At 71.2% G+C, this 25,660-nt stretch carries 20 protein-coding genes; 4 read left to right on the top strand and 16 right to left on the bottom strand.

Annotated features, from left to right (window positions below; genetic code table 11):
- Nucleotides 1-175: 175 nt before the first annotated feature.
- The 11 genes from fxsT (OG194_RS10195) to OG194_RS10145 form a co-directional block, all read right to left on the bottom strand.
- Nucleotides 176-3,508: an FxSxx-COOH system tetratricopeptide repeat protein gene (gene fxsT / locus OG194_RS10195; RefSeq protein ID WP_327400536.1), complete on the bottom strand. Its 3,333-nt coding sequence runs from the start codon at nt 3,506-3,508 to the stop codon at nt 176-178.
- Nucleotides 3,505-4,806, bottom strand: a complete 1,302-nt coding sequence (locus OG194_RS10190; protein ID WP_327400535.1) for a CHAT domain-containing protein — start codon at nt 4,804-4,806, stop codon at nt 3,505-3,507. The genes fxsT (OG194_RS10195) and OG194_RS10190 overlap by 4 nt, the downstream gene beginning before the upstream one ends.
- A 98-nt stretch (nt 4,807-4,904) precedes the next feature.
- Nucleotides 4,905-6,818: a magnesium chelatase gene (locus tag OG194_RS10185; protein ID WP_327400534.1), complete on the bottom strand. Its 1,914-nt coding sequence runs from the start codon at nt 6,816-6,818 to the stop codon at nt 4,905-4,907.
- A complete protein-coding gene (locus tag OG194_RS10180; RefSeq protein ID WP_327400533.1) occupies nt 6,815-7,756 on the bottom strand; it encodes an AAA family ATPase in 942 nt (313 codons plus the stop codon). Before OG194_RS10180 ends, OG194_RS10185 begins: the two co-directional genes overlap by 4 nt.
- A complete protein-coding gene (locus OG194_RS10175) occupies nt 7,753-8,124 on the bottom strand; it encodes a CU044_2847 family protein (RefSeq protein WP_327400532.1) in 372 nt (123 codons plus the stop codon). Before OG194_RS10175 ends, OG194_RS10180 begins: the two co-directional genes overlap by 4 nt.
- A gap of 78 nt (nt 8,125-8,202) precedes the next feature.
- Nucleotides 8,203-9,417, bottom strand: coding sequence for an FxsB family cyclophane-forming radical SAM/SPASM peptide maturase (locus tag OG194_RS10170; RefSeq protein WP_327400531.1), 1,215 nt, complete (start codon nt 9,415-9,417; stop codon nt 8,203-8,205).
- Nucleotides 9,414-9,566, bottom strand: a complete 153-nt coding sequence (locus tag OG194_RS10165; RefSeq protein WP_327400530.1) for a YxD-tail cyclophane-containing RiPP peptide — start codon at nt 9,564-9,566, stop codon at nt 9,414-9,416. The genes OG194_RS10170 and OG194_RS10165 overlap by 4 nt, the downstream gene beginning before the upstream one ends.
- Nucleotides 9,567-9,728: 162 nt before the next feature.
- Nucleotides 9,729-12,713 (bottom strand): FxSxx-COOH system tetratricopeptide repeat protein, encoded by a 2,985-nt coding sequence (fxsT, locus tag OG194_RS10160; RefSeq protein WP_327400529.1) that lies wholly within the window; start codon nt 12,711-12,713, stop codon nt 9,729-9,731.
- A 75-nt stretch (nt 12,714-12,788) separates the two neighbouring features.
- Nucleotides 12,789-14,069: an FxsB family cyclophane-forming radical SAM/SPASM peptide maturase gene (locus OG194_RS10155; RefSeq protein WP_442811525.1), complete on the bottom strand. Its 1,281-nt coding sequence runs from the start codon at nt 14,067-14,069 to the stop codon at nt 12,789-12,791.
- 35 nt (nt 14,070-14,104) lie between these two features.
- The gene (locus tag OG194_RS10150) at nt 14,105-14,677 is read right to left on the bottom strand and encodes a hypothetical protein (RefSeq protein WP_327400528.1); all 573 of its coding nucleotides are present in this window, start codon (nt 14,675-14,677) and stop codon (nt 14,105-14,107) included.
- A gap of 17 nt (nt 14,678-14,694) precedes the next feature.
- Entirely contained in the window at nt 14,695-15,726 is a 1,032-nt protein-coding gene (locus OG194_RS10145; RefSeq protein WP_327400527.1) for a hypothetical protein, read from the bottom strand.
- Between the two features lie 287 nt (nt 15,727-16,013).
- Here OG194_RS10145 and OG194_RS10140 point away from each other — a divergent pair, with 287 nt between their 5' ends.
- From OG194_RS10140 to OG194_RS10130, 3 genes are read left to right on the top strand one after another with little or no spacing between them, the layout of a single operon-like run.
- Nucleotides 16,014-17,144: an ABC transporter ATP-binding protein gene (locus OG194_RS10140; protein WP_327400526.1), complete on the top strand. Its 1,131-nt coding sequence runs from the start codon at nt 16,014-16,016 to the stop codon at nt 17,142-17,144.
- Complete coding sequence (locus OG194_RS10135; RefSeq protein WP_266863075.1) at nt 17,141-17,851, top strand: ABC transporter permease; 711 nt, start codon at nt 17,141-17,143, stop codon at nt 17,849-17,851. The genes OG194_RS10140 and OG194_RS10135 overlap by 4 nt, the downstream gene beginning before the upstream one ends.
- A complete protein-coding gene (locus OG194_RS10130; protein WP_327400525.1) occupies nt 17,848-18,516 on the top strand; it encodes an ABC transporter permease in 669 nt (222 codons plus the stop codon). The genes OG194_RS10135 and OG194_RS10130 overlap by 4 nt, the downstream gene beginning before the upstream one ends.
- A gap of 67 nt (nt 18,517-18,583) precedes the next feature.
- On the opposite strand, the gene OG194_RS10125 is transcribed toward OG194_RS10130, so the two are convergent.
- From OG194_RS10125 to OG194_RS10110, 4 genes are read right to left on the bottom strand one after another with little or no spacing between them, the layout of a single operon-like run.
- Nucleotides 18,584-19,183, bottom strand: coding sequence for a GTP-binding protein (locus tag OG194_RS10125; RefSeq protein ID WP_327400524.1), 600 nt, complete (start codon nt 19,181-19,183; stop codon nt 18,584-18,586).
- A complete protein-coding gene (locus OG194_RS10120) occupies nt 19,170-19,625 on the bottom strand; it encodes a DUF742 domain-containing protein (protein ID WP_327400523.1) in 456 nt (151 codons plus the stop codon). The genes OG194_RS10125 and OG194_RS10120 overlap by 14 nt, the downstream gene beginning before the upstream one ends.
- Nucleotides 19,626-19,661: 36 nt before the next feature.
- Nucleotides 19,662-20,138 carry a roadblock/LC7 domain-containing protein gene (locus tag OG194_RS10115; protein WP_019062808.1) on the bottom strand — a complete coding sequence of 159 codons (477 nt, stop codon included), beginning with the start codon at nt 20,136-20,138 and terminating at the stop codon, nt 19,662-19,664.
- Nucleotides 20,135-22,774: an ATP-binding protein gene (locus OG194_RS10110; protein ID WP_327400522.1), complete on the bottom strand. Its 2,640-nt coding sequence runs from the start codon at nt 22,772-22,774 to the stop codon at nt 20,135-20,137. The genes OG194_RS10115 and OG194_RS10110 overlap by 4 nt, the downstream gene beginning before the upstream one ends.
- A 364-nt stretch (nt 22,775-23,138) precedes the next feature.
- Here OG194_RS10110 and OG194_RS10105 point away from each other — a divergent pair, with 364 nt between their 5' ends.
- Nucleotides 23,139-24,101, top strand: a complete 963-nt coding sequence (locus tag OG194_RS10105; protein WP_327400521.1) for an ABC transporter substrate-binding protein — start codon at nt 23,139-23,141, stop codon at nt 24,099-24,101.
- A gap of 57 nt (nt 24,102-24,158) precedes the next feature.
- On the opposite strand, the gene OG194_RS10100 is transcribed toward OG194_RS10105, so the two are convergent.
- Entirely contained in the window at nt 24,159-25,556 is a 1,398-nt protein-coding gene (locus tag OG194_RS10100) for a glycoside hydrolase family 43 protein (protein ID WP_327400520.1), read from the bottom strand.
- Nucleotides 25,557-25,660: the final 104 nt, after the last annotated feature.

The raw sequence follows: 25,660 nt of genomic DNA, 5'->3' as shown, positions 1-25,660 counted from the left end.
ACGGTGACTTTCCGGTCCCCGTCTGTGCCGTTGCTGAGCCTTCACTGAGCGGCCGATGAGAATCAGCGGACTCACAGGTCGCGCACAGTGTCCTCAGGCCGGACCCCAATGCTGGGGCCCGGAAAGGCAGTTCGGACGGGGTGCGGACCGGTTTCTGAGGGGCTTCGTGCGGGCTTCAGATGGGCTGCGGCTCGAAGTCCCAGCCGGGTGGTTCCTCCGCTCCGGTCGCGAGCGCGTCCTCGCAGGCCCGTACGAGCGGATGGTCGGGGCCGACGGCGGCGCGGGCCCGCAGCAGGGTCTCCCGGCGCAGTTCGGCCGCCTCCTCGGGCCGGCCCGACAGCCGGCGGACCGCCGCCGCGTTCAGGGCGCAGCCCAGGGACCACGGATGGTCGGCGCCCACGGCGTTCGTCATGCCCCGCAGCGCCTGCTCGATCAGCCGGGCCCCGGCGGCCCGGTCGCCGGCGAGCCACAGCAGCAGGCCGCGGTTGCCGAGGACGCCCACGGTGTACGGGTGATCGTCGCCGAGGAGATGCCGGTAGCCGTCCGCCACCGCGTCCGTGAGTTCGGCGGACTCGGTGGGATCGCCGTGCGAGCGCAGGAAGGAGGCGTGGTCGGCCTGCACCATCAGGGTCATCGGATGCCGGACGCCCTGGAGGTTCCGGCACCGTTCGACCAGGACGCGCAGCAGGTCGGCGGCGGCCGGGACGTCGCCCGAACGACGCAGGCACAGCGCCTGGTTGTGCTGGGCGGCCAGCGTCTGGGGGTGATGGTCGCCCATGGTCTGCCGGTGCAGCAGGGAGTTGGTCTCCTGGAGCGCGGTGGCGTCCTGGTGGCGGCCCAGGAGACGCAGCGAGCGGGCGTAGGTGAGACCGCTGAGCAGGGTCGACTGGTGGTCCGAACCGAACGACTCCCGCCGCCGGACCAGGAGTTGGGCGTGCACGTCGGCCGCTTCCTGGTAGCGGCCGAGGAGGCCGAGGGCGACGCCGAGGTTGTTGAGGCAGGCTTGGGTGCGGAGGGCCTCCGGTCCGTCGAGGGCGTCGTAGGCCCGCCAGACCTCCTCGAAGAGCTGGTGGGCCTCCTTGAAGAGGCCGAGCGCCATCAGGGAGCCGCCCAGACCGGCCTCGGCCCGCAGGAGGTCGAGGTCGCCGGAGGGCCGCTCCTCGGCGAGTTGCTCGACGACGGCCCTGCCCACGGCCTCCGCCTCGCGGTAACGGCCGCACCGGCGCAGCATGTTGGCGTGCTGGTGCACCAGCACCAGCATCGATGGATGGGTGGGCGCGAGCCTGATCCGCCAGCGGGCCAGCACCTGTTCGCACAGGGTGAGTCCGGTGCTCTCCTCGTCGCGCAGCCGCAGGTACTCGATGCAGTTGAGCACCAGGTCACGCACCGCGTCCTCGGAACTCTCCAGGGCGCCGGACGGGTGCAGATGCGGCAACAGCTCCGCGTACACCGGCCAGTTGGCGACCTCGGACGGCGACCGGGGGTCCGCCGAGACCAGCACCCGGCAGGCGACCGCCGAGAGTTCGTCGCGTTCGCCGGGGGTGAGGGTGCGGCGCAGGAAGCGGTGGTAGAGGCGGTGCATCTCCACGCTGTCCACATAGCCGACGCTGTCCGAGGGCTGAACGTAGTCCATCCGTACGGCAGTCGACTCCGAGAGGCGGCGCAGTGCGCCGAGCCAGCGGGCCGGGTCGACGGCCAACTCGGCCAGCAGCGTGGGGAGATCGCCGGGACGGGCCCGCTGGAGTTGCCGTACCGGGATCGAGCCGGGGGAGAACATGGCGAACAGGCGCAGGAGTTCGGTCGCCTCGGGGCTGTCCTGCTCCAGGGAGTCGAGCGTGAGGGCCCAGCTGGTCTGGAAGCCGATCGGGTAGTCCGGCAGGGTCTGGATGCCGATCTCGTCGGCGTCGGCCCGGCGCAGCAGCCCGATGTACTCGGCCGCCGACATCCGGTTGGCGTCCAGCCAGGCCGCCGTCTGGGCCAGTAGAAGCGGGAAGTCCTCGACGGCGTCGGCGAGTTGGTCGGCCTCCTCCTCGGTGAGCCGCTCCACGTGCCGGCGGGCGTAACTGATGCTCTCCGCCCGGGTGAAGCGCTCCACCTGGACCTCCGCGACCCCGCCGGACGCCGTCCAGCCCTGCGTCACGGTCGTCACCGCGACATGGCCGCCGGCCTCGGGGAGAAGGTCGTAGACCTGTTCCAGGTCGTCGGCGCTGTCGAGGACGAGCAGCCAGCGGCGGTGCGGGCGGCCGGTGCGGAGGGCCTCGCGGACCGCGCGGACCCGCTCGGGCAGGGCGCTGCTGTCGGCGAGGCCGAGCGGTTCGGCGAGGTCGGCGAACTGCTGGCGGGCCGTGGCCCGGAAGCTCGCGCTGATCCACCAGACGACGTCGTACTCGTTGGCGAACCGGTGCGCGTACTCGATGGCGATCTGGCTCTTGCCGACGCCCGAGATGCCGCGCAGGGCGACCCGGGCGCCCGTGGGCGGGCCGTTCTCGAAGAGGGCGCGGAGTTCCTCCAGGACCGTGTCGCGGCCGGTGAAACGGAAGTTGCGGCGCGGCACGTTCCACACCGCGGGCGGCGCGTCCGGGAAGCGGGGGGCGACGGACTCGTCCTCGGGCTCCGGCCGGGCGTCCTGGAGATCGAGGGTGGCCAGCAGCCGGCGCAGCGCCTCGGCCGGGTCCAGTTCGCGCAGACTGACCGGACCCAGCACGGCGGTCGCCGCCGGGAGCGTGCGCGCGGAGAGGTCCACGGCGGCGAACCGGTCGGGGTCCGCGGCGACCACTGAGCCCAGCGCGTCGCCCCATTCGAGCTCGGTGCGCTGCCCGAGCCGCAGATACTCCTCGTCGAGCAGCAGCAGCACCCGGCCGGGGGCGCCGAGGAGATCGGCCAGCAGCCGGGCCAGCGGCACCCCGGGCGGCGGGTCCCAGCGCAGCAGGAACGTCCGGCAGCCGTGCCGCTCCAACTGCCGCGCCGTCCACACGGCCCACGCGCGGTCGGTGCCGGCGTAGCTGACCGTGATGTGGTGCGGCGACCAGACACCGGACACCGGACGCCGTCCGACGCGCTGCCCGGGGACGGTGTGCTCGGCCGGCAGGGTCGCGGTCGCGCCGTTCAGCGCGGGCACCACGACATGCCCCTGTCCTACGACGGCGTCCGCGACGATCTCGCTGGGCAGCTCGACGGTACGGACCGGAACACCCCAGCGGTTGCTGATGGTCAGCCCGATCGTGCCCGGTCCCGGCGCCAGGCTCGCCTTGATCACGAAGCGGGCCGGGCCGTAGGTGCCGCCGAAGCGGTGCAGCACGACGCTGGGTTCGTTCAGGGCCTCGCACACGAAGCGGCGGGAGCCGTCCAGGGAGACGCCGAAGTCGAACTCCTCCTCCTCGTACGGCCAGTCCTCGGGCGCCGCCGGGCCGTTGAGGTCGACGGTGACGAGATAGCTCTGCCCCGCCTGGGCCCTGCGGGGCCAGCCCACGAGGGGCTCGATCATCAACGCAGCGGGATCACCGCTCATGTCCTCGCCTCCTGCGCCCGGACGCTGAGCCGGAGCGTGGTCAAGGGGTGTCCGAAGTAGAGGAACATGAAGCTGTAGAGGATCGGCAGCATCTCCAACTGACCCTCGCTGTTGAAGGTGTCGTCGTCGCCGTAGACGAACGGCAGCGGGTCGGGCAGCCGGGCCACGGCGGCGGCCCGGAAGTCGCGCAGCGCCCGCGCCACCGGGAGTTCGGGGTCGGCGCAGAGCCGTCCTACCAGATCGCGGATCAGGGTGTGCGCCACGTCGTCGCCGACCTTGCCGGAGGTGGCGATGCAGCCGCCCGCGCCCTTGCGGAGGAAGAGTTCGGCGAAGCCGCGCAGGGCGTTCTCGCCGAGCGGGCGGTTGTTCACGAACCGGGCCGAGTGGCAGGCGTTCAGACACACCAAGGTGCGGCGGCCGTCCAGCGCGGACATGTCCAGGCCGTTGAGTTCGTTCCAGGTGACCGTGCCCAGCTTGAGCTTGTACAGGTTCGGGCCGTGGGTGGCGTGACAGCCCATGTAGACGAGGCCGGCGCCGAGGCCCGGTCGGGCGAGTTCGGTGAGGAAGGTGCGGGTGGTGCCGAAGTGGCCGATGTGCTCGAAGTTCTCGAACACCGTGGCGTCGCGGCGCATCTCCTCCGCGTAGTAGCCCAGCACGTGGCCCGAGCAGACCGCGGGTTCGTTGAACGGCGTGCGGCCGGCCTCGCGGATGGTGGTCCAGCGCACGACGGTCACCAGGGCGCCGAGGATGCCGTCGGCGACGCCGTGGTCATGGCCGCCGGTGAGGCGGAGCATCTCCCACGGGATGTCGTAGTCGGTGTCGTCCCAGATGACGAGGTGCAGTTCGGAGCCGAAGCGGGCGCGGAGTTCGTTGATCCAGCGCACCACGTCCTCTTGGCGGCCGGACCATTCGGCTACCGCGCGGAAGATCTCGGTGGGCGGGAAGCCGTCGGGGCGGAGGTTGCTGAGGGCGAGGTCGGTCGGGCGTAGGCGGGTGTCGTCCGAGTCGAGGGAGAGTTCCAGGTCGCCGCTGTGGCCGGTCAGCCAGAACACCTCTTGGCCTCGGTCGTCGTAGGCCTTGGTTACTTCCAACTTCGCGAATCCGACGGGGAGTTGGGCGTTCGGGTCTACGGGTGCTGCCGCTAGCGGTACGGGTTCGTACGGGTCGGCGACGTGTTCGGGTATGCCTGCGGTGCGGGGGGCGGTGAGTGCTTCGGGCTCTGGCCTGCGGGCAGGGGTGCCGGGGCCTAGGGGGACGGCTCCGCCCAGGGGCCGGGGGCCGGGAGGTTCAGCGGGCATTCGTCACCCCCGGTGTGGTGTTGTCGGTCGGGTGCGGGTGCGTTGTGGCTGGTCGCGCCGTTCCCCGCGCCCCTTTAGCGGGTTGATGCACAGCGTGTTTAGTGGGCACGGGGTATCGCCCCCCGCGTCGTGCGGCCCGCCACCGTTACGCCGCCCAGCGCGTCGGCCAGGAGGAACGGGAGGTCGGGGTGGGGCTGGCGGGCCGCGTCGATCACCACGGAGTGGAGGCGCATGCGGCCCATCGCGCCGATGCGGGCGGCCGCTGTGATCGCGTCGTCGATGCCGGTGCGGCGGACCGGGGCCAGGAGGCGGCCGCCTGCGCTGGCGTCGAGGGGGACGTTGCCTCGGCCGTCGGAGACGACCACCAGCCAGGCCTCGACCAGGTTGGAGCGTTGTTGGAAGGCTCGGCGCAGGAGCTGGTCGGTGAGGGTGAGGCCGTGGGCCAGGGGGCTGCTGCGGCCGGGGCGGCGGTGCAGGGCGCCGCCGACGCGCGGGTCCAGGACGCTGCGGGCGATGAAGTGGTCGGCCCGCAACTCGTGGGCCGCGTCCTTGCCGCCCACCTCCACCAGGCAGACCGAGGCCCGTCCCGTGTAGGCCCACTGGAGGTAGGGGGCGAGCGCCGGTTGCCAGTCCCAGCCTCGGCGGCAGGTGTGGTCCAGGAGGAGCACCAGCATGCGTTCGGCCACCGGGAGGCGGGCGTAGCTGCGGAAGTCGCCTGGCAGGACGACCAGTTGGCCGTCCCCGTTCGCGCGCAGTGTGCGGCGGCCGGGCAGGTTCTGGTGTTTGGCCGCCTCGACGACGGTAGCCACGACGGCCAGGTCCCGGAGAGTGGTGGCGGACCTGACCCCTATGACCGGGCCCCGTGCGGAACTTGGCTCCGGACGCCGTTGCCAGGGGATGCGCAGCGGTGCGAACTCCCGGAGGAACCGTGCGTCGTCCTCCGGGAAGGGTGAGCCCGGTCCCTCTCCCGTGTCGGCCGCGAAGGTGTCCAGGGCCTCGGCGGCTCCTGCCGGAAGCGCCATCGCGCCGCCCGCCTGACCCGCCGGGCCGGTGTCCTCGGGGACCGGGTCCGGCTTCGGCTGCTCGGGCGGCGGTGGCTTGCCGTCGGTGTCGTTGCCGGTGGCGAGGGAAGTGCCGTTGGTGGAGCGGCCGTTGCCCGTCGGGGAGGTCAGGGGCGCGGCCACGCCCAGCAGCCGGGCGGCCTCGTCGACGCGGTCGGGGCCGCAGGTCTCGGCGCCGTTCACCACGGCCAGCACCCGGGCCAAGCGGGCCAGTCCGATCGCCCGTCGACCGCTCGTGTCCCCGCGGAACAGGCCCACCGCGTGCGCCGCCGCCTCCTCGGTGAGCGTGCACGCCGGACGTGTCCGGGCCGTGAGCGCGTTGCGCCAGGACGGTGGCAACTCGCCCAGGCCCGGCTCGGGTTCACGGCCGTCGAGCGCGTCGAGCACCCGGTCGGGGCCGCTACTGGTCCGCCGTAGGCCGGCCGCGTTGAGGCGGATCGGGAAGCGGTCCAGGAGGTGGGGGGAGAGGCGGCCGATCTCCGCTTCCTGGCAGGCGGCCAGCCAGCGGGCGCGGGGGCGCCAGCGGGCCCGGAAGCCCGACCGCTCGACCGCTGCCACGTCGGCGCCCAGGAGTTGTACGGCCGCTCGCATGCCCGGGAGGCTGAGGCGGACCAGGTCGGGCACCACGACGACCATCGCCGAGTCGGGGGTGTTGTCCACCAACGGGCCCGGTGCCAAAGAGAAGTTGACGCCGTTGCCGTCGTGGCGCAGCGTCGGGCGCAGCCACAACTCGTCGTCGCCGGTGACCGAGCCGAGCGTCGTCCGCCGTACGGGACGCTGCTCGCGGAGCTGGAGCAGGCCGGCGAACGCGTCCGTCACCGGGGCCACCATCTCCGGCTCCAGGTCGAACAGGAGCACCCCGTCGAGGCCCGGGCCCAGCGCGGAGCAGGCCAGGACCTGTAACAGGCGCTGCCGGGGTCCGACCGGGCGGGCGTCGGCGGGCGCGCTCATCCCAGCAGCCCGTCGAGCAGTTCCGACTCCTCCGCCGTCCACTCGACCGGACCGCCGTGCGCCGCCTCCGGCCTCCGGTGCCGCAGGGAGAGCGGGACCACCCGGCGCACATGGTCGGTGGTCACGGCGTCCGCCTCCTCGAAGGCGGCCAGCGCGCGGGCGGCCCACGCGGTGACGACCTCGCCGCGATGGCCCACCGCCCGCAGCCGGGTGGCGACATCGGCGCACAGCTTCGCGATGTCCTCGCTGAGCCGCACGTCCTGCACACCGTCCCGGGCCCGGTCGAGGCGCTCGCGCAACTCCCGGTCCCGGTCGAGTCCTTCGGCCAGCCAGGGGGAGTCCGTACCGGCCGCGTCGTCGAAGCGGAGCACGGCCAGCACCATGGCCCGGCGCTGCTCCTGGTCCAGCTCGGACACGGCGACCATCAGACCGAACCGGTCGAGCAACTGCGGCCGCAGACCGCCCTCTTCGGGGTTCATCGTGCCGACCAGACCGAAGGCGATGTTCCGTACCGTGTCGATGGCCTCGCGCTGCACGGACAGCACACCGGTGGAGACGACGTCCAGGATGATGTTGACGATGTGGTCGTCCAGCAGGTTGACCTCGTCGATGTACAGCATCCCCTTCTCGCCGGCCTCCTCCAGCAGCCCCGGCTGGGTCCGCGCCTCGCCCCGCATCAGCGCGTCCAGCTCCCAGCCGCCCAGCACCCGGTCGTCGGTGGCGTTGATCGGCAGGGTGACCGGCAGCTCGCCCCCGGTCAGCAGCGAGAAGGCCCGCACCACCGTGGACTTGGCGGTGCCGCGCTGTCCGCTGATGAGGACACCGCCGATCCGCGGCGCGATGTAGTTGAGTTCGAGCGCGAGCTTCAGCTCGGCCTGTCCGACCACATGGCTGTACGGCAGGATGTGCACGTCCGAGCCGTCGAGCCCACCGGTCACGACGCGCTGCCCGGTGTCCAGCGGAAGGTCACCTGGAGCTGTGCCTCGGCCCCCGACTTCACCAGGAACGCCCCGAGTTCGGCGTCGAGCTTGATGGACAGCTGCAGTTCCACCTCGTCGGGCGTCAGCCCCTCACCGAGGTCGTGGAGCCGGCCCGCCGCCTGCCGGGCGCAGTTCCGGGCCAGCTCCAGGCCGTCGCCGTAGACGTCCCGGGCCACCGCCAGTACGCGCTCCGCGGCGTTCTCCCGGGTGTCGATCCCGTCGTACATGTCCTTGAGACCGTCGGGCGTCGGCGCGGTGTCGACCTCCACGTAGATCGGCCGTTCCCGGTCCGGGCCGTCCGCAGCCACCCTTGTCACGATCGCCATGCAGCACTTCCCCCGTTGGTGAGCCGAAATCCTTTCCTTACCTTCCCCAATTCTGGCGCGCCATCAACAGCCTTGTGGTCAGAGGGCGTTGATTGGTCCGCCCGGAACGTGGGCGTCGGCGGCGCTGCGGACTCGGTGTGCGATGTGCCGGATGAGGAGGTCCAGGTCCGCGCAGTACACGGAGGGATTGAGGAATCCCTCGACCGGGCGGTAGCGGTGCGCGTAGTTGCCGCCCCCGCACACCTCCGCGAGCGGGCAGATGAGGCAGGTGGGGGAGAGCGCGTCGGTGCCCAACTGCCGTGCCACCACGCCCGGATGGTCCAGGACGTCGTCGAAGGTGTGGTCGAAGACGTTGCAGCCCGTCGCGGGCGCGCCGGCGTAGGCGGTCTTCAGCGAGTCGACCTGCTCGATGGTGCCGTCGGTGTCGACGACGACGGCGACCACGGGCGAGTTGCCCACCGCCTCGGCGCGGCCGGGCAGTCCGAGCAGCAGGGCGATGATCTCGTGGAACAGCCGGATCGGCACGGCCCGTTCACCCGCGTCGAACCACAGGTCGAAGAGCCGGACGAGCCAGCCGCCGTAGGGATGCGGGCCCTTCGCGGCGGGCGGGAACGCGTGGTTGGCGTGCGGCAGCAGCAGATCCATCGAAGGGGGCTCGAACGCCGTCAACGACGAGTAGACCTCGGCGGGATCGGAGTCCGGGTCGATCACGCTGAGGATCCCGGCGTACGCCTCCGGCCGGCCGCGCAGCACCCGGAGCCCGGCCGCGGTCCTCGCCCACGTGGAGCGGCCCGCGTGGTCGAGCCGGTGCCGGTTGAGCCAGGGGGTGCCGCCGTCCAGGCTCACCCCGATCCGGACGTCGGCGTCGGCGAGTTCGGCCACCGCGTGCTCGGTGAGGAGCGTGCCGTTGGTCTGTACGGAGGCGTCAACAGTGCAGCTTCGGCCACAGCGGTCGCGGACCGCCTCGCGCACCGCGTTGACCTGGGCGACGAGGTTCGACACCCCGGCCAGCAGGGGCTCGCCGCCGTGCAAGTTGATCTGCAGGGAGGTCAGTTGGTGGGTCGCGGCGTGCTCGGCGATCCGGGTCGCGGTGCGTTGTACGACGGCGGGGGAGACCCGGTTGGGGCGGTCCCGCCAGCTGCTGTCGGCGCCCTCGTAGACGTAGCAGTAACTGCACGCGAGATTGCAGCGGCCGTTGACCTTGAGGACGAACTGCCGGAACGGCACGGCCCGCAACCCGGACCGCCGTAAGGCCGCGACGTCGAGTTTCTCAAGGGGCCACAGGGCGGTCACAGTTGGTAGGGGCCGTCCTCGTAGAAGGCCATCGCGGGTTCGCCGCGCAGCATCCGGGGCAACAGGCCGCTGGCCACCGCGGCGAGCACCGGATGCGATGACTGACGGGACAGGGTCCTCAGATCCAGATCCGTGAAGTCGGGCAGCACGCCACCCGGCCCCCGCTCTCCCAGCCTGGAGGGGCCGTCCCCTTCTCTTCCCCGCACGATCTACCTCTCAAGAAGGCCGAAGTCCCCCTTGGGCTAAGGAACTCGGCCATGCTAGCGGCCCTGGGGCCCTGGTGACTCCCGTTGCGGGCGGGTCCGCGGGCGTCACGTAGTCAGCGGTTCGAAATCCCAGTAAGGACGCTCCCTGCGGCGCACGGACAGGGTGTGCGGATGCTGTGGCCCGAGGGTGTCGGAGAGTTGCTGGAGCGCCTCGTTCTCCAGCTTCGTGGCCTCCTGGCCGCGGCGCAGGGCGCGTTGGTCACCGGCCAGGGCGGCCTTGCAGGACAGGGTGAGTGGGTGGGTCTCGCCGAGGGTCGCGCGCGCCGACTCCAGGACGTCACGGCTGAGTCGGGCCGCACCCTCCTCGTCACCGGCCAGACTTCGCGCGCCGCTCGCGTTGAGCGCGGCGCCGAGCGCCCACGGATGGGTGGAGCCGACCGCCGCCCGCATCCGCGTCAGCGCCTGCTCGGCGATCCGTAGCGCCTCGTCCCGCTCCCCGTACTCCCACAGGGCGAGCCCGACATTGCCCAACGTGCCGACGGCGTAAGGATGTTCGGGGCCGACCAGACGGGCGTAGTCCTCGGCCACGGTGGTCGCCATCTCCCGCGCCTGCTCCAGATTGCCGTGCTCGCGGTTGAAGGTCGCGAAGTCGGCCTGCACCAGCAGCGCGTCGGGATGGCGCGGCCCCTGCCGCTGCACGAACCGCTCCACCACGCTGCGCATCAGCGACTCGGCGCTCAGCAGATCACCGGTGCGCCGCATGCACAGCGCGAGATTGTGCTCGGCGAACAGGGTCTGCGGGGTGAACCGGTCCATCGCCTGCCGGTGGGCCCGGACGTTGAGCTCCTGCCGTGAGGTGGCCTCGGCGTACCGGCCAAGCAGCCTGAGCATCCAGGCGTAGAACATGCCGGAACGCAGGGTGAGATGGTGGCGCGGGTTCAGCAGCCGCTCCCGGATCAGCAGGATGTCGCGGTGCAGCAGCAGCGACTCCTCGTACCGGCCCAGCAGGCTGGTGACGACGGCGAGGTTGCCGCGGTCCTGGAGGGTGCGCGGGGCCTCGGCGCCCAGGGTGTCGGAGTACGCGTGGACGCAGTCCTCGAACATCCGGTGGGCCTCGTCGTAGCGGCCCAGCGACACGAGTGTCCCGGCCAGGCCGTTCTTGGCGCGCAGCAGATCGGGGTCGTCGTCGGCGCGGGTCTCCGTGAGCTGGTCCAGGACGGCACGGCCGACGGCCTCCGCCTCGCGGTAACGGCCGCTGCGCCGCAGCATGTTGGCGTGGTCGTGGGTCAGCACCAGCATGTCCCGCTCGTCGGGCTGGAGCCGGGTGCGCCAGCGGGCGACGGTCTGCTCGCACAATCGCAGCGCGGTCCGGTTCTCGCCCCGCACCCGCATGTAGTCGATGCAGTTCAGGACGAGTTGCCGGACCACGGGCTCACGGCTGTCCAGTGCCCCGGCGGTCTCCAGGTGCGGGATCAGCTCCGCGTACCGCGTCCACTCACGCGTGTCGTTGGGCCGGCGCGGATCGGCGCCCGCGAGCAGCGTGCAGGCGATCGTCGACAGCGCCTCGCGGCGGTCCTCGGTCAGGGTGCTGAGCAGGAAGCTGTGGTAGAGGCGGTGCATGGACACGCGGTCCACGGACGGCTCGGCCTCCGAGGACTCGACGTAGTCCAGGCGGACCGCGGTCGACTCGGACAGTCTGCGCAGCGCCGTGTGCCAGCGGATCGGGTCGCCGGCGAGCGCGGCCAGATGGGCCGGCAGGTCGGACGGGTGGGCGGCCTGCATCAGCCGGACCGGGATGGCGTCCGGCGAGAACAGCGCGAACAGGTGCAGCAGCTCCACCGCTTCGGGGTTGTTCTCCTGAAGCGTGTTCAGAGTTATCGACCAACTGGTCTGGAAACCCATCGGGTAGTCCGAGGAGATCCGGATGCCGATCTGGCTGGCCTCGCCGCGCCGGATCATCGCCACATAGTCCTTGGCCGGCATGACGTTGGCGTCCAGCCAGGCCGCCGTCTGCGCCAGCAGCAGCGGCAGGTCCTGTACGGCGTCGGCGAGATCGTCGGCCTCGGCCTCGGTCAGCCGCGGGGCGCGGCGGCGGGCGTAGGCCACGCTCTCGGGACGGCGGAAGGGCTGCACCTCGATCTCCGTGACGCTGCCCGAGGCCGCCCAGTCCTGGGTGAGGGTGGTGATCAGGACATGGCCGTTGCCCTCCGGGAGGAGGTCCTCGATCTGCTCCATGTCGTCGGCGCTGTCCAGCACGAGCAGCCAGCGGCGGAACGGCCGGCCGGTGCGCAGCGCCTCGTGCACCGCGCGGATCCGCTCGCCCAGCTCCTGCCCGACCGGCAGTTCGAGCCGCGGCGCCAACTGCGCGAACTGCTCACGCGCCGGCGCCCGGAACCGCGCCCCCACCCACCACACGATGTCGTAGTCGTTGCCGAACCGGTGCGCGTACTCGATGGCGATCTGGCTCTTGCCGACGCCCGAGATACCGCGCAGCGCGACCCGGGCACCGCCGCGTCCGCCCTCCTCGAAGCCGGCGTGCAGCTTCTCCAGGATGGTGTCGCGGCCGGTGAAGCGGACATTGCGGCGCGGTACGTTCCACACGGCGGGCGGGTCGTTCGGGAAGCGCGGCGCGGTGCCGCTCACCGGGCTGGGCGCGGTGGCCGCGTCCAGGTCCAGGCGGCGCAGGATACGGCGCCGGGCCTCGCGCGAATCGAGGTCGCGGAGATCGACCGGGCGCAGCGGGGCCGCGGTGGCGGGCAGCGCCCGGGTGGCCACGCTGACCGCCGAGAACCGGTCGATGTGCGGCGGCACCACCTCGTGCAGCGCCTGCGTCCACTCGGCGTCGGTGCGCGGGCCCAGCGAGAAGTACCAGTCGTCGAGGACCAGCAGCACCCGGCCCGGCGACTGGAGCAGATTGCGCAGCGCGTCGCCGAGCGACATCTGCTTCGGCGGGTCCCACCGCAGCAGGGTCGTCTCGTGCCCCAACTGCTCCAGCTGGTGGGCGATCCAGGTGGCCCACGGCCGGTTGAATCCCGCGTAGCTGATGGTGAAGTGCTCGTGGGACTCGGCGCCCTTGGACCTGTCGGTCATCCGACCGTCTCCCCTTACACCGAAAATGGACTCGTTGACTACGTTTAAACCGTTTCGCGAGTTTTCGCGTGCACCCTAGTCGATGCGCGGTCGGTCCTCGGGCATTACGGCACTCAGCCGTCGGGCCGCGTGCCGGACCAGTTGTTCCAGATCCGCGCAGTAGACGGAAGGGTGCAGGAAGCCCGTCCCGGCGGAGTACCGGTGCCCGTAGTTGCCGCCGCCGCACACCCGCCCGACCGGACACGCCCGGCACTCGTCCGCGAGCCCCTCGACGCCGAGTTGACGGGCCGCGATCCCGGGATGGTCGAGCGCCTCGTCGAAGCTGTCGCCGAAGACGTCGAACCCGGTGGCGGTGGCGCGGTCGTAGGCGAGGTTGAGGGAGTCGATCTGCTCGACGGCGCCGTCCGTGTGCACGACCACCGCGCAGGTCGGCGACAGCCCGACGGACTCGGTGGCGCTGGGGACGCCGAGCAGCAGTGCCACGATCTCGGTGAACAGCCGCACCCGCGGCTGCGTCCCGTCCGGCGGGCCGTCCCACCAGAGGTCGAAGGCGGTGGCCAGCCAGTCGCCGTACGGCGTGGGCACGGCCCGCTGCGCGCGGGCGTCACGCGGCGGACGGGCGGCCAACCCGGGCGGCGGACTGGACCAGTTGGCGTGCGGCAGCAGCAGGTCGAGGCGGGGCGGTCGCAGCGCGGCCAGCGAGGAGTACACGTCCTTCGGGTCGCTGGTGATGTCGATGGCGCACAGGATCCCGGCATACAGCTCGGGTCGGTCGGCGAGCAGACGCGCGGCCCGCGCGGCGGCCGGCCAGGAGGAACGCCCCGCGTGGTCCACCCGGCGCCGGTTCAGTACGGAGGTGCCCCCGTCCAGGCTCAGCCCGACCCGGATGTTCGCGTCGGCGAGCCGGTCCAGGGTCCGCTCGGTGACCAGCGTGCCGTTGGTCTGCACGGTGGTCCGCAGCGCGGTGCGGGAGGGTAACGCGGCGCGCACGGCGGCGGTATAGGCGAGCGCGGTCTCGGGCCCGGACAGCAGCGGTTCCCCGCCGTGCAGATCGATCCGCACCTCCGACAGCCGGTGCGCGACGGCGTGTTCGGCGATCCGGCGGGCGGTCTGCCGCATCACCTCCGGGCTCACCCGGGCCGGCCGGTCGCGCCAACCGGCGTCCTGGCCCTGATAGATGACGCAGTAGGTGCAGTCGAGATTGCACCGCCCGTGCACTTTGAGCACGAACTGCCGGAAGGGAAAGGCCCGTTGCCCTGCCCGCCGCAGGGCCGCCACGTCGAGCACGGCATGCGGCCACGGCGCGAGCTCCCGGTCCCTGGCCGTCCGTAAGGTGTGCTCCGGTGCCCTGTGCACAGCATCGCCTCCCGTCGGCCGGCGCTCTGCCGCCCCTATCGTTCTGCCCCGGGGGAGTCCTCGTGATACGCGACGAGCCCCCCGTCGGCACTACAGGACCGGGCGAGCAGGGTCGCGAGCACGGCACCCAGCACGGGGTGGTCGACCTGCGCCCGCAGCGCGGTCAGGTCGACGCCGGTGTAGTCGGGCAGGAGGGCATGGTTGTCGTTCGGGTGTCCGTCGGGTCCGCCCGGCTCGTGCGGCAAGGTCTGCTGCTCGGCCAACTCCGCCACCCGGCGCACGGGTTGGTCCCCTCGTGCGCGCAGCGCGGTCGGACCGGCCCCGGTGAACTCGGCCAGCGGCCCGCGCTCGCCGTCCGCGCGTCCCTCGGGTCGGCCCGGCTCGTGCGGCAAGGTCTGCTGCTCGGCCAACTCCGCCACCCGGCGCACGGGTTGGTCCCCTCGTGCGCGCAGCGCGGTCGGACCGGCCCCGGCGTAGTCGGGCAGCGGACCGCGCTCGCCGTCCGCGCGTCCCTCGGGTCGGCCCGGCTCGTACCGCACGGCCTGTTGCCGCTCGGCCGGGTCGGCCACCTCGTACTCCTCCACGTCGTAGCGCGCCAAGTCCGACACCCTGCACTCCTCTACGTCTACGTCGTCGCCCCGAGCGCGGTCATGCGCTCGAACGTGGACTGTGCCTGCGGTCCCTGCGCCGCCCCGGCGCGCTGCCACAACTCCCAGGCGGCCTGGTAGGACTTGAGGGCCCGTGCCGGGCCGGCCGTTCGTTCCAGGACCGCGCCGCGCTGGTGGTGGGCCTGTGCGGCGAGCAGCGGTTCGGCGGCCCGCAGTGCGCTGCGGACGCCGTGGTGGTACGACTCCGCCGCAAGGTCAAGCCACTCCGGTGCCCCGGTCGAACCGGCCAGCGTCAGCAGCACCTCGCCGCGCTCCACCCAGGCCAGCGCGGCCGTACGGTCGGCCAGGGCACCGCGCGCCGCGCGGGCCAGGATCCACTCGGCCTCGTGCAGATCGGTCGCCGCCCCGCCCGCCGTGTGGTGCCGGCGCAACGCCTTGCCGAACAGCAACTGCCGTTCCGCCAGCCGGGGTTCACCACCCGGGGTCAGGGCCAGCGCCGCGCGCAGTTCCCGTACCGCCTCGGCGGCCACCGCCAGTCCGCCGCCGCTCTCGACCCGGGCCAGCAGTACCTCGCCGCGGCCCGCCAGCAGCTCGGCCCGGACCGGGTCGTCGCGCTGCACCAGATCCTGCGCCTGCGCGAACACCCGGTCGGCGGCGTCGAGTTCGGCCGGGTCGGCGGTGTACCGGTAGCGGGCACTGTGCGCCTCGGCGAGCCTGCGCAGGGCCAGCGCCCTCAACTCCGGGCTCACGTCCCGGACGTCCGCCACCGCCTCGTGCAGCGCTTCCAGCACCCCGGTCGCCCCGCTGTCGGCCGCCGCGACGGCCCGCGCCTCGGCCAGGTCCAGCAGAGCCCGGCACCGTACGGCGGAGGTCGCGCCCGCGCCGCCGGTGAGCCGCACACCGCGCTCCAGATCGGCGGCGGCCCGCAGCGCCAACGTCCGTGCCTCTTCCGCCGAGTCACGGCCCCGCGCGTCCCCGGCGAGGGCCAGCAGCCTGCGTCCCCGGGCGAGCACGGCGGCGTCGGAGGGGGACGTACCGCCGTTCGTCACGTCGCGCTCCTCGTCATCGGACGGTCGGATGCGTGCGTTATGCGGTCAAGAAGGATCGGGCAGGATCGAGAAGGGTCCGGGACAGTCCGGTCACCGTCCATGACAGTACGTGGCTACCGACCGGTCAACAGCGCTTTCCGGCCGCCGGATACCGATCACGACCGGTCACGCCGGGGCGGATCCCGCCAAGTTCCCGCAACACTCGCGGTCTAGACTCTGCCCCCAGTGGCCTGCGACCGTGGCCGAGAACGGGCAGTTTCTGCCAAACCCGAAGGGTATTCGGCGTTTTGATACGGATAGATTCAGTCACCAAGCGGTACCCGGACGGCACGGTGGCGGTCGACCAACTGTCCTTGGACATACCGGACCGCTCGATCACCGTCCTCGTCGGCCCCTCGGGCTGCGGCAAGACGACCACCCTGCGCATGATCAACCGGATGATCGATCCCAGCGAGGGCACGATCTCCCTGGACGGCGCGGACATCACCAAGCAGCCGGTCAACACGCTGCGCCGGTCGATGGGTTACGTCATCCAGAACGCCGGACTCTTCCAGCACCGCACGATCGTCGACAACATCGCGACCGTGCCCCGCATGCTCGGCTGGGGCAAGGAGAAGGCCAGGGCGCGGGCCACCGAACTCATGGCACGGGTCGGCCTCGACGCCGCCCTCGCCAAGCGGTACCCGTACCAGCTCTCCGGCGGCCAGCAGCAGCGCGTCGGCGTCGCCCGCGCCCTCGCCGCCGACCCGCCGGTGCTGCTGATGGACGAGCCGTTCTCGGCCGTCGACCCCGTGGTCCGCAAGGGACTCCAGGACGAACTCCTGCGCCTCCAGGAGGAGTTGGGCAAGACCATCGTCTTCGTCACCCACGACATCGACGAGGCGATCAAGCTCGGCACGATGGTCGCGGTGCTGCGCACCGGCGGCAAGCTCGCCCAGTTCGCCCCGCCCGCCGAACTGCTCTCCGACCCCGCGGACGCCTTCGTCGAGGACTTCCTCGGCACCGACCGCGGCATCCGCCGCCTGTCCTTCTTCTCCTCCGCGGGCCTCGACCTCAAGACCTCCCCGATCGTCGCCGTCGACTCCACCGCCGAGCAGATCGCCGAACGCACCACCCCCGACGTGCCGTACCTCCTCGTCACCGACCTGGACGGCAGGCCGCTGGGCTGGAGCGAGCCCGGCGCACTCACCGCCGGAGCCGTCGACACCGCCCAACTCATCGCCCATGGCCGCCCGTTCGAGGCTGGCAAGGACTCGCTGCGGGCCGCGCTGGACGGGGCGGTGCTGTCGCCGACCGGGTGGGCGGTCGGGGTGGACGGGACCGGGCGTGTGGTCGGTGTCGTGTCGCAGGGGGCTGTGGGTGAGGCGATCCGCAGCGCCCACGCGGCGGGTCGCGGCGGCGCGAAGGTCGCCGGATGAACGACTGGTTCCGCATCCCCAGCGACCTCCAGAACAGCTACCTCGGTCTGATCGGCCTGCACCTGCGCGAGGCCGTCATCCCCGTCCTCGTCGGCCTGGTGGTCGCGCTGCCCATCGCCCAACTCTGCGTGCGGCTGCGCTGGTTGTACCCGCCGGTGCTCTGGGTGACGACCGTGCTCTACGCGATCCCCTCGCTGGCGTTCTTCGTCGTCCTCATCGACTACACCGGCCAGACCGAGACCACCGTGATGATCCCGCTCGGCGTCTACAGCCTCGTGGTGTTCGTCCCGGCGATCGTGGACGGCGTCCGTTCCGTGCCCCAGGAGACCCTGGACGCGGCCACCGCGATGGGCCTCGGGCCCGTACGCCGGTATCTCCAGGTGCAGTTGCCGATCGCCGTGCCGGCGATCATCGCCGGTCTGCGGGTGGCGACCGTGTCCAGCATCTCCCTCGTCAGCGTCGGCATGCTGATCGGCAACCAGGGCGCCCTGGGCAACCTGCTCAACGACGGTCAGATCTACCACCAGCCGCGGCTGATCTGGCTCTCCGTGATCACCACGGCCGTCCTCGCCATCGTCGTGGACGCCGTCCTGGTCGGCGTACGCCTGCTCCTCACGCCCTGGATGCCGCGCGGCACCCGCAAGGCCCGCCCCGCCGAGGACCGGCCGGAACCGGCCGAACTCGCACTGGAGGACGCAGCCCGGTGAACGTACTCCACTACATCAACCTGTTCTTCAGCGACAGCACTCACTGGCACGGCTACGACGGCATCCCCACCCGTCTCGTCGAGCACGTCCGGTACTCGCTGATCGCGCTCGCCATCGCCGCCGCCATCGGCCTCCCGATCGGTCTGCTGACGGGTCACACCGGACGCGGCGGCAACACCCTCTCGCTCATCGCCACCGCCGCCCGCGCCCTGCCCAGCTTCGGCCTGCTGGTGCTGATGTTCGTGCTGATCGGCTTCGGCCTGGTCCCGGTGATGATCCCGCTGGTCGTCCTCGCCGTACCGCCGATCCTGGTCACCACCTACGAGGCGATGCGCTCCGTCGACCCCTCCCCGGTCGACGCGGCCCGCGGCATGGGCATGAACGAGACGAGCGTCCTGTTCCAGGTGGAACTCCCGGTTGCCCTCCCGCTGATCCTCAGCGGCCTGCGCTCGGCCGCCATCCAGATCGTCTCCACGGCCACCATCGCGGCCTACGTCAGCCTCGGCGGCCTCGGCCGCTACATCATCGACGGCCTTTACCAGAGGAACTACGAGAAGGTCGTCGGCGGCGCGACCCTCGTCGCAGGGATGGCACTGGTGACGCTCGGACTCTTCTGGGGCATCGCACGGCTCGCGGTGTCACCGGGGGTTCGTAGGAGCAACTGAGACCCGCTGAACGCACAGTTGGGGGGAGCGGCCACCGACCCTCCCCCCAACTCGCTTTCCGCGGCCGTCAGTTCTCCGTGCGCGCCAGCGCCAACTCCAGCACGACCAGCAGCGCGTCCCGCACCGAACCGCGCTCGCGCGCGTCGAACGCGAGGACCGGGACGCGCTCGTTGACGTCCAGCGCCCAGCGGACCTCGTCCAGCGAGTGCTCGATCTTGCCGTCGAAGGCGTTGAGGGCGACCGCGAACGGGATCTGCTTGTGCTCGAAGTAGTCGACCGCCGCGTAGCAGTCGTCGAGGCGCCGGGAGTCGACGATGACGAGACCGCCGACCGCGCCCTCCACGATGTCGTCCCACATGAAGCCGAACCGGTCCTGCCCGGGCGTACCGAACAGGTACAGCTTCAGCGTCGGGTCGATGGTGATGCAGCCGAAGTCCATCGCGACCGTGGTGGTGGTCTTGCGCGGGGTCAGGGACAGGTCGTCCACGCCCGCCGCGACCTCGGTGATGGCGGCCTCGGTGGTGAGCGGCTCGATCTCGGAGATCGCGCCCACGGTGGTGGTCTTGCCCACGCCGAAGCCACCCGCGACGACCATCTTCACCGGCAGCGGCGGTCGTACGACGGTCTGCGCAGCCGCACCGCGGGCGACCGGTTCAGTCGATGTCACGGAGTACTCCCCGGGAGTTGGGGATGGCGCGGAGGCCATCGATGACCCTTCGCAGGACGGTTGCGTCATGGGTGATGTCGGAGTTGGGCACGTGCACCGTCAACTGCCCGGCGGCACGCAGGTCCTCGGCGAGGACCCGCACCACGTTCAGATGCAGCCGCAGCCGGGCCGCGATCTCCGCGAGGGACTGCGGCTGCCGGCAGGCGGCGACGATGTCGTGCTGCTCGAAGGAGAGCCGGTCGAGCACCTCAAGACCGGAGGCCGTGGCCACCACCTGGGTCTCGACCGGTATCGGCCGCCCGGAGGTGGCGGCGTCCGCGCCCGCCACCCGGCCCGCGGTGACCAGGAACGGCCGTACGGCGGAAGGCGTGCGCACCGGATCGCGACCCGGGGGTGTGGCCCCGTCCGCGCCGGCACCGCTCGGAGTGCGGCCGTCGGGCATGAGTGGCTGTTCCTCTCTCGACCGGTCGGGGACCGGTCACCGAGCCGAAGCGGCGCCGACGCTGTTCTTCAGCTGGAGCACCAGCTGGGGGTTGAGCGCGGAACCGGCACGGTTGGCGAACAGCGTCATCTCGTAGGCGATGTTGCCGAGCTTGGCCTCCTTGTCGGTGACGACGCCGAGGACGGCGCCGCTGCCGATCGCGGAGACGAGGACGTGGCCGCCCTCCAGGTCGATGATGACCTTGTTCAGGCCGCCGAGACCGTAGTTGCCTGAGGCTCCGGCGGCGAGGCTGGTGATGCCGGAGACGATGGCCCCGAGCCGCTCCGAGTGAGCGTGTTCACGCAGTTCGGCCACGGCGATCAGCAGGCCGTCGGACGACACCGCGATGGCGTCGACGACACCCGCGGTCTCCGTCGCGAAACGGTTGAGCAGCCAGTTGAAATCGGCCGCGGCTGCCTGCAGATCGGCCGGCGTGGTGCCCCCCGTGGGAGTGTCACCTGTCGACGTACTCACTGCTCCGCTCCTTTCGGGAGGTGGTTCTGGTCGTGCGGGTGGTTCGCGTCCGGGGGGCGCAGGCCCGTGAGGGTGTCGCTGTCGCGATGCGCTTGCTCCACGGCGGCCTCGAACTCTTCGAGGGCCGAGCGGACGGCGTCCGCGTCGGCGGGCCGGGGGGCCTGCCGGGCGGCTTGCTGGGCGACGTCGTCGGCGCCCGTACGAAGGGTGGCACCCCGGACCCGCCGCCGCAGCGGCCGGGAGCCTCCGGCGGCGTCGTCCGGGGCGGTGGCGGACTCGTCCGCCGGGGCGTGGTGGGTGGTGACGGCGGCGGACTCCGCTACGGCGGCTGCCGGCGCCGTCTCGTACCGGGAGACCCGGCGCGGCAGCGGGGCGGGCTGATCGTCGGCCCAGGCCTGCTCCCGCACGGGTTCGGCGGCGATGGAGGGCCGGGGACCGGAGTCGGCGTACCCGGAGTCGCGTCCGGCGGGAGCCCCGACGGCGGGCGTCGGCCGTACGGAGTCGGTGCCGTGGCCGGAGGAGCCGTAGCCCGAAGTCGTGGCCGACAGGCCGGAGTCGGTGGTCCGGGCGGCACCGGAGTCCGCGGTGGCCCAGGAAGGAGCCGGACGCTGGTCCGGTACGAAGCCCGCGGACGCGAGTGCCTTGCCCGACCCCGACCCTGATCCCGAGCCCGATTCCAACCCCGCGAACCCTCCCGCCGAACCGCCGGAGGCCAGCGCGCTCATGCGGAGCAGCAGCGTCGCCGGGATGGTGATCTCGGACGTCACACCGCCGCCCGGCGTGCGGGCCAGCGTGACGTCGATGTCCCAGCGGCGGGCGAGCGTACCGACCACGAACAGGCCCAGCACCTTCGTCGGCACCAGGTCGAGGCGCTCGCGGCGGATCAGCCGGGCGTTCTCCTCGGCGATGCGCTCGGCGCTCATCCCGAGTCCGTGGTCGGCGACCACGATCAGCGCGTCGTCGCCGTCGGTCCGTACGACCACCTCGACGGGGCTGCCCGCGGGCGAGAACGAGACCGCGTTCTCCAGGAGTTCGGCCACCATCAGCGTGAGGTCGCCGATGATGTCGGGCTCCACCATGATCTCGGTGTCGGCCCGCAGACCCACCCGCTGGAAGCCCTCGATCTGGCCGAGCGCGGCCCGTACGACGTTGGTGAGCTCGGTGGGTCCGCCGTCCAGCACCGTCTCGCGGATGCCGGCCAGCAGCATCAGGCTGTCCGCGTTGCGGCGCAGGCGGACGGCGATGTGGTCGATGGAGTAGAGCCGCTCCAGCAGTGCCGGGTCGGTCTCGCCGCGCTCCACCGCGTCGATCAGCGCGAGTTGACGGGTCGTCAGGTTGCTGACGCGGCGGCCGACGTTGCCGAACATCTCGGCGACGTTGCGGCGGCTGACCACCTGGCGGGCCAGCAGCGCGGCGGCCGTGGTCTGCACATGGTTGAAGGCCTCGGCGAGGTCACCGATCTCGTCCTTCGCGGTGACCGGCATGTCGCGCAGGAGTGGCGGCCCGTCGTCCTCGGCGTCGTCGTCGGCGACGCGGGCGAGTTCGCGGCCCGCGACGTCGGCGACCTGCTTCGCGGCGACGGTGAGGGCCTGCACGGGGCGGACCACCGAGCGGCGCACGATCACCACGAAGACGAGCCACAGCGCGAAGCCGAACAGCGCGAGGTTCAGCAGCAGTCCGGCGCGCCAGGAGGCGGAGCTGGACGCGCTGTCGGCGCGGGTGGCGATCTGGTCGATGAGCGAGGTGGTGATCTTCAGCCGACTCGCGGCCTGCTGCGGGTACGAGGGGTAGTCGCTCATGGCGTCCGCGAAGGCCTTGCGGACGGCGCCGGGCGTCCCGGCCTGGAGCCCGCTCGGGTCGATCTGAAGCTCGGCGTAGGCCTCGGCGATCTCCCGCTGCGCCGGGGTGTGCTCGATGCCGGAGAGCTGGTCGGCCTGGTCCTCGGTGGCGAACCGGGCGAACCTGGCGGCCTGGTAGGTGTAGAGGTCGTAGGCGCCGACCGCGTTGTTGAACTCGATGAGCGCGTTGCTGTCGCCGGTCGTCGCGGAGAACACGCTGGTCTCGAACGAGCTGTGGGCGGCGTCCGCCCGCAGCACGGAGTCCAGCAGGTTGCCGGTGAAGGTGGTGGCGAGGTTCGTGTTGTGTTCGAGGTCGAGCCCGTCGATCAGACCGTCGGAGGCGCTGGTGTACGCCGGGTCGATGTTGTCGGCGGGCAGGTAGCTCTGCTCGACGGTGTCGCGCAGCGTCTCCAGGCCGTTGATCTCCTTCAACGCCTGGGCCTCGCTGGCCGGCAGCCGGTCGCCGAAGGTGTCGCGCACCTTCTCGACCTGCTTGTCCACGGCCAGTTGGGCCTCGCGGTAGGCGCTCTGCGAGGGAGTGCCGCCGTCATTGGTGGCCTCGAAGCGGACGGAGAGCAGGATGGCCTGCTGGTGCTCCGCCTCCACGAGGTTCACCAGCCTGGCGACCTGCCCGCTGTCCCGCACCAGTTGCGCCGCGTCGCTCGCGTCCGTCGACTGCCCGACCTCATCCGAGATGAGATACGCCAGCAGCACCGCGACCACCGCGAGCGGTACGCCGACGAGCAGATTGAGCTTGCGCCTGAAGGGCCAACGGTCTGCGAAGCCCCGTATGGACACCAGGCCTCCTTCGTGGGGTGTTGTCACGATACGCGCAGCGACGCGTGTGACTGTTTTTGATCGAAGCGGCCCCCGCACACCGCTGTGACCGACGCCAACTCCGGGGAGACTACCGCCTCTTTGAACGATCAAGTGCGTCGCCCTACGTCAAGAATCAATTACAAAGCGACCGTGTTCGTGACCGGTCTGTTTACGTTGCCTTCACAACTGGGCACCCATTGAGGCCAATCGGTGACCAGAGTTCTCTTGACTGACCAAGAACCGGCTGGATTGGATCAGCGGAGTGCGGCGTTCACGCCCCGCGCGTCGACGCCACAGCCATGCCTGCACGCCTGTGCCAACATCCAAACCCGGAACGGGAATTGTGACTTCTAAAGCGAAGAACAGCTGGTCCAGTACTAGGTACCCCGGCGCGGCCGCCATCGCGCTCGCCGCGACGGCTGCGCTTGTCACGGGATGTGGTTCGTCCTCCGACAGCAAGTCCGACGACCCGCTCTCGGGCGGCAAGGCCGGCGGTGACACGGTCGTCGTCGGTTCCAACAACTTCGCCGAGAGCATCCTGATCGCCGACATCTACGGCGAGGCCCTCAAGGCCAAGGGCGTCAAGGTCACTTACAAGCCGAACATCGGCAGCCGCGAGACGACCTACGGCCTGCTCAAGAACGGCACGATATCCGTGCTGCCCGAGTACAACGGCGCGCTGCTGGCCTACCTCGACCCGAAGGCCACCCCGGCGACCCTCGCGGCGACCACGGCCGCGATCAACGCCAAGCTGGACTCCAAGCTGACGCTGCTGGACCCGGCGGCCGCGGAGGACAAGGACACGGTCACGCTCAACGCGGAGACCGCGAAGAAGTACAGCCTCACGTCCGACTCCTCCATCGCGGACCTCAAGTCCATCGCGAAGGACCTGGTCATCGGCGCCTCGCCGGAGTTCCAGACCCGCCAGCAGGGCCTGGTGGGCCTGAAGTCGGTCTACGGCCTGGAGTTCAAGTCCTTCAAGGCGCTGGACGCGGGCGGCCCGCTGACGGCGGCCGCGCTGAAGAAGAACACGGTGCAGGCGGCCGACCTCTTCAGCACGGACCCGACCATCGTCAAGGAGAAGCACGTCACGCTCCAGGACCCGAAGAGGCTCTTCGGCTTCGAGAACGTGCAGCCCCTCGTCTACAAGAGCGGCCTCTCCGCGGCCGGCGTCGCCGCCCTCAACGCGGTCTCCGCGAAGCTCGACACGGTGACCCTGCTGGACCTCGACACCCAGGTCCAGTCCCAGAACAAGGACCCGCTGGACGTGGCGAAGGCGTGGCTGAAGACGGCCGGCCTGAGCTGACCCGCTCCGGCGACGACGCGGGTGCCTCCGTTTCTCCGGGAGGCACCCGCGTCGTGCTCAGTACCCGACGCGGAACGTCGCGTCCTGCTGATCCGTGGCCGTCGAGATCGGGTCGATCCGCAGGACGTAGTCGGAATGCCGGATGTAGCGCGTCGGATTGTTGTACGACCGGAAGGACGCCCAGGAGGAGTCGGCGAGCCCCGCGGTCCGGTAGAACGTGGCGTCCCCGGCGAACGTCGACGTGCCGTCGTTCACGTCGAGTTGGAGCGCGTAGTCGTAGTGCCGCAGGTAGCGGGTCGGGTAGTTGACCGACTGGAAGGACACCCCGGCGCTGTCCGCGAGACCCGGGACCAGGGTCCACTGCGAGTCGGTGTACGGGTCGAAGGCGTACTCGTCGATCCGCCCGACGAAATTCGAGTGGCGGACGTAACGGGCCGGGTAGTTGTAGGACTTGAGCCGGTTCCAGGCCGGGGTGCCCCACTTGGCGATGAGGTTGTTGTACTCGGCCGTGGTGATCGGCTGGATGCCGCAGTGCTTGGAGTTGAGCGGCTGCGTGTAGCGCTTCTGGTCCACGGCGGTCCAGGTGCCCGCGGCGAGGCTGCTGGTCTGCCAGGCGTAGAAGACGCCGTTCGGGTCCCAGGTGTCACCCCAGAGGTACCAAGTCGAGCTGGACGCAAGGGACTTGACCAGCGTCGGCGCCTCGGTGCCGTTGTGCGAGACCGCCGTGCTGAACTCGGTGAAACTACCCGGGTCCAGTGATGTGGACTTCGCGCCGACCAGCGTCGAACTCTTCTTGAAGTAGAGGTAGTTGACCCCGTTCACACCCACGGCGAGATCACCGTCGATGACGTCGTACCCGGGGTCGAAGAACACCTGCGGATCACCGGCGGTCACGAAATCACTCGTGTAGTTGACCATGATGACGTTGTGCCCGCTGTCGTTCACGGCCGAGTAGATCACCCCGTACTGCCCGCGCCCCGCGTCCCAGAACGACTCCGGCGCCCAGGCGTGGGTGTCCAGGTCGTGCACCTTCATCCGCCGGTAGCCGGTGAAGGTACGCAGGTCGGTGGAGTCCCAGACGTGGATGTACTGGCTGACGTACGACCAGTCGGTGCCGTTGAGGTCGGTCGCGAGGACCACGAACGTGCCGTCCTGCTTGCGCAGGATGAACGGGTCGCGCAGGCCGAGGGAGCCCGCGGTGGGGGTGGCGACGGGGGCGTTCTGGTTGAGCGGGGTCCACTCCAGACCGTCCGGGCTGACGGCCAGGTGCAGGCCGTAGTTGGCGCCCAGGAACGTCGGCGACTCGGTGAAGTAGCACATGACGTAAGCCGAGTTGGTGGCGGCCCGCGCGCTGCCCGCGCCGAGCGTGAGCGCGCCGGTGGCCGCGAGGGGGACGGTCGCGGCCATGCCGAGGAAGAGACGGCGGGACGGGTGGGGGAGAGGAGGGACGGCCATGTGTTCTCCAGGGGGATACGAGCGGCCCATTGATTCATGTCGTTCGACATTCCGAACGGGGTTCGGTAAGTCGATCAGAAGGTAGAGATGGGGCGCGTGCGCGT

Origin of the sequence: Streptomyces sp. NBC_01288 (assembly GCF_035982055.1) — a bacterium.
Taxonomy (GTDB): domain Bacteria; phylum Actinomycetota; class Actinomycetes; order Streptomycetales; family Streptomycetaceae; genus Streptomyces.
Note: the sequence above shows the minus strand (reverse complement) of the source record. Positions and strands in the feature narration are given on the sequence as shown.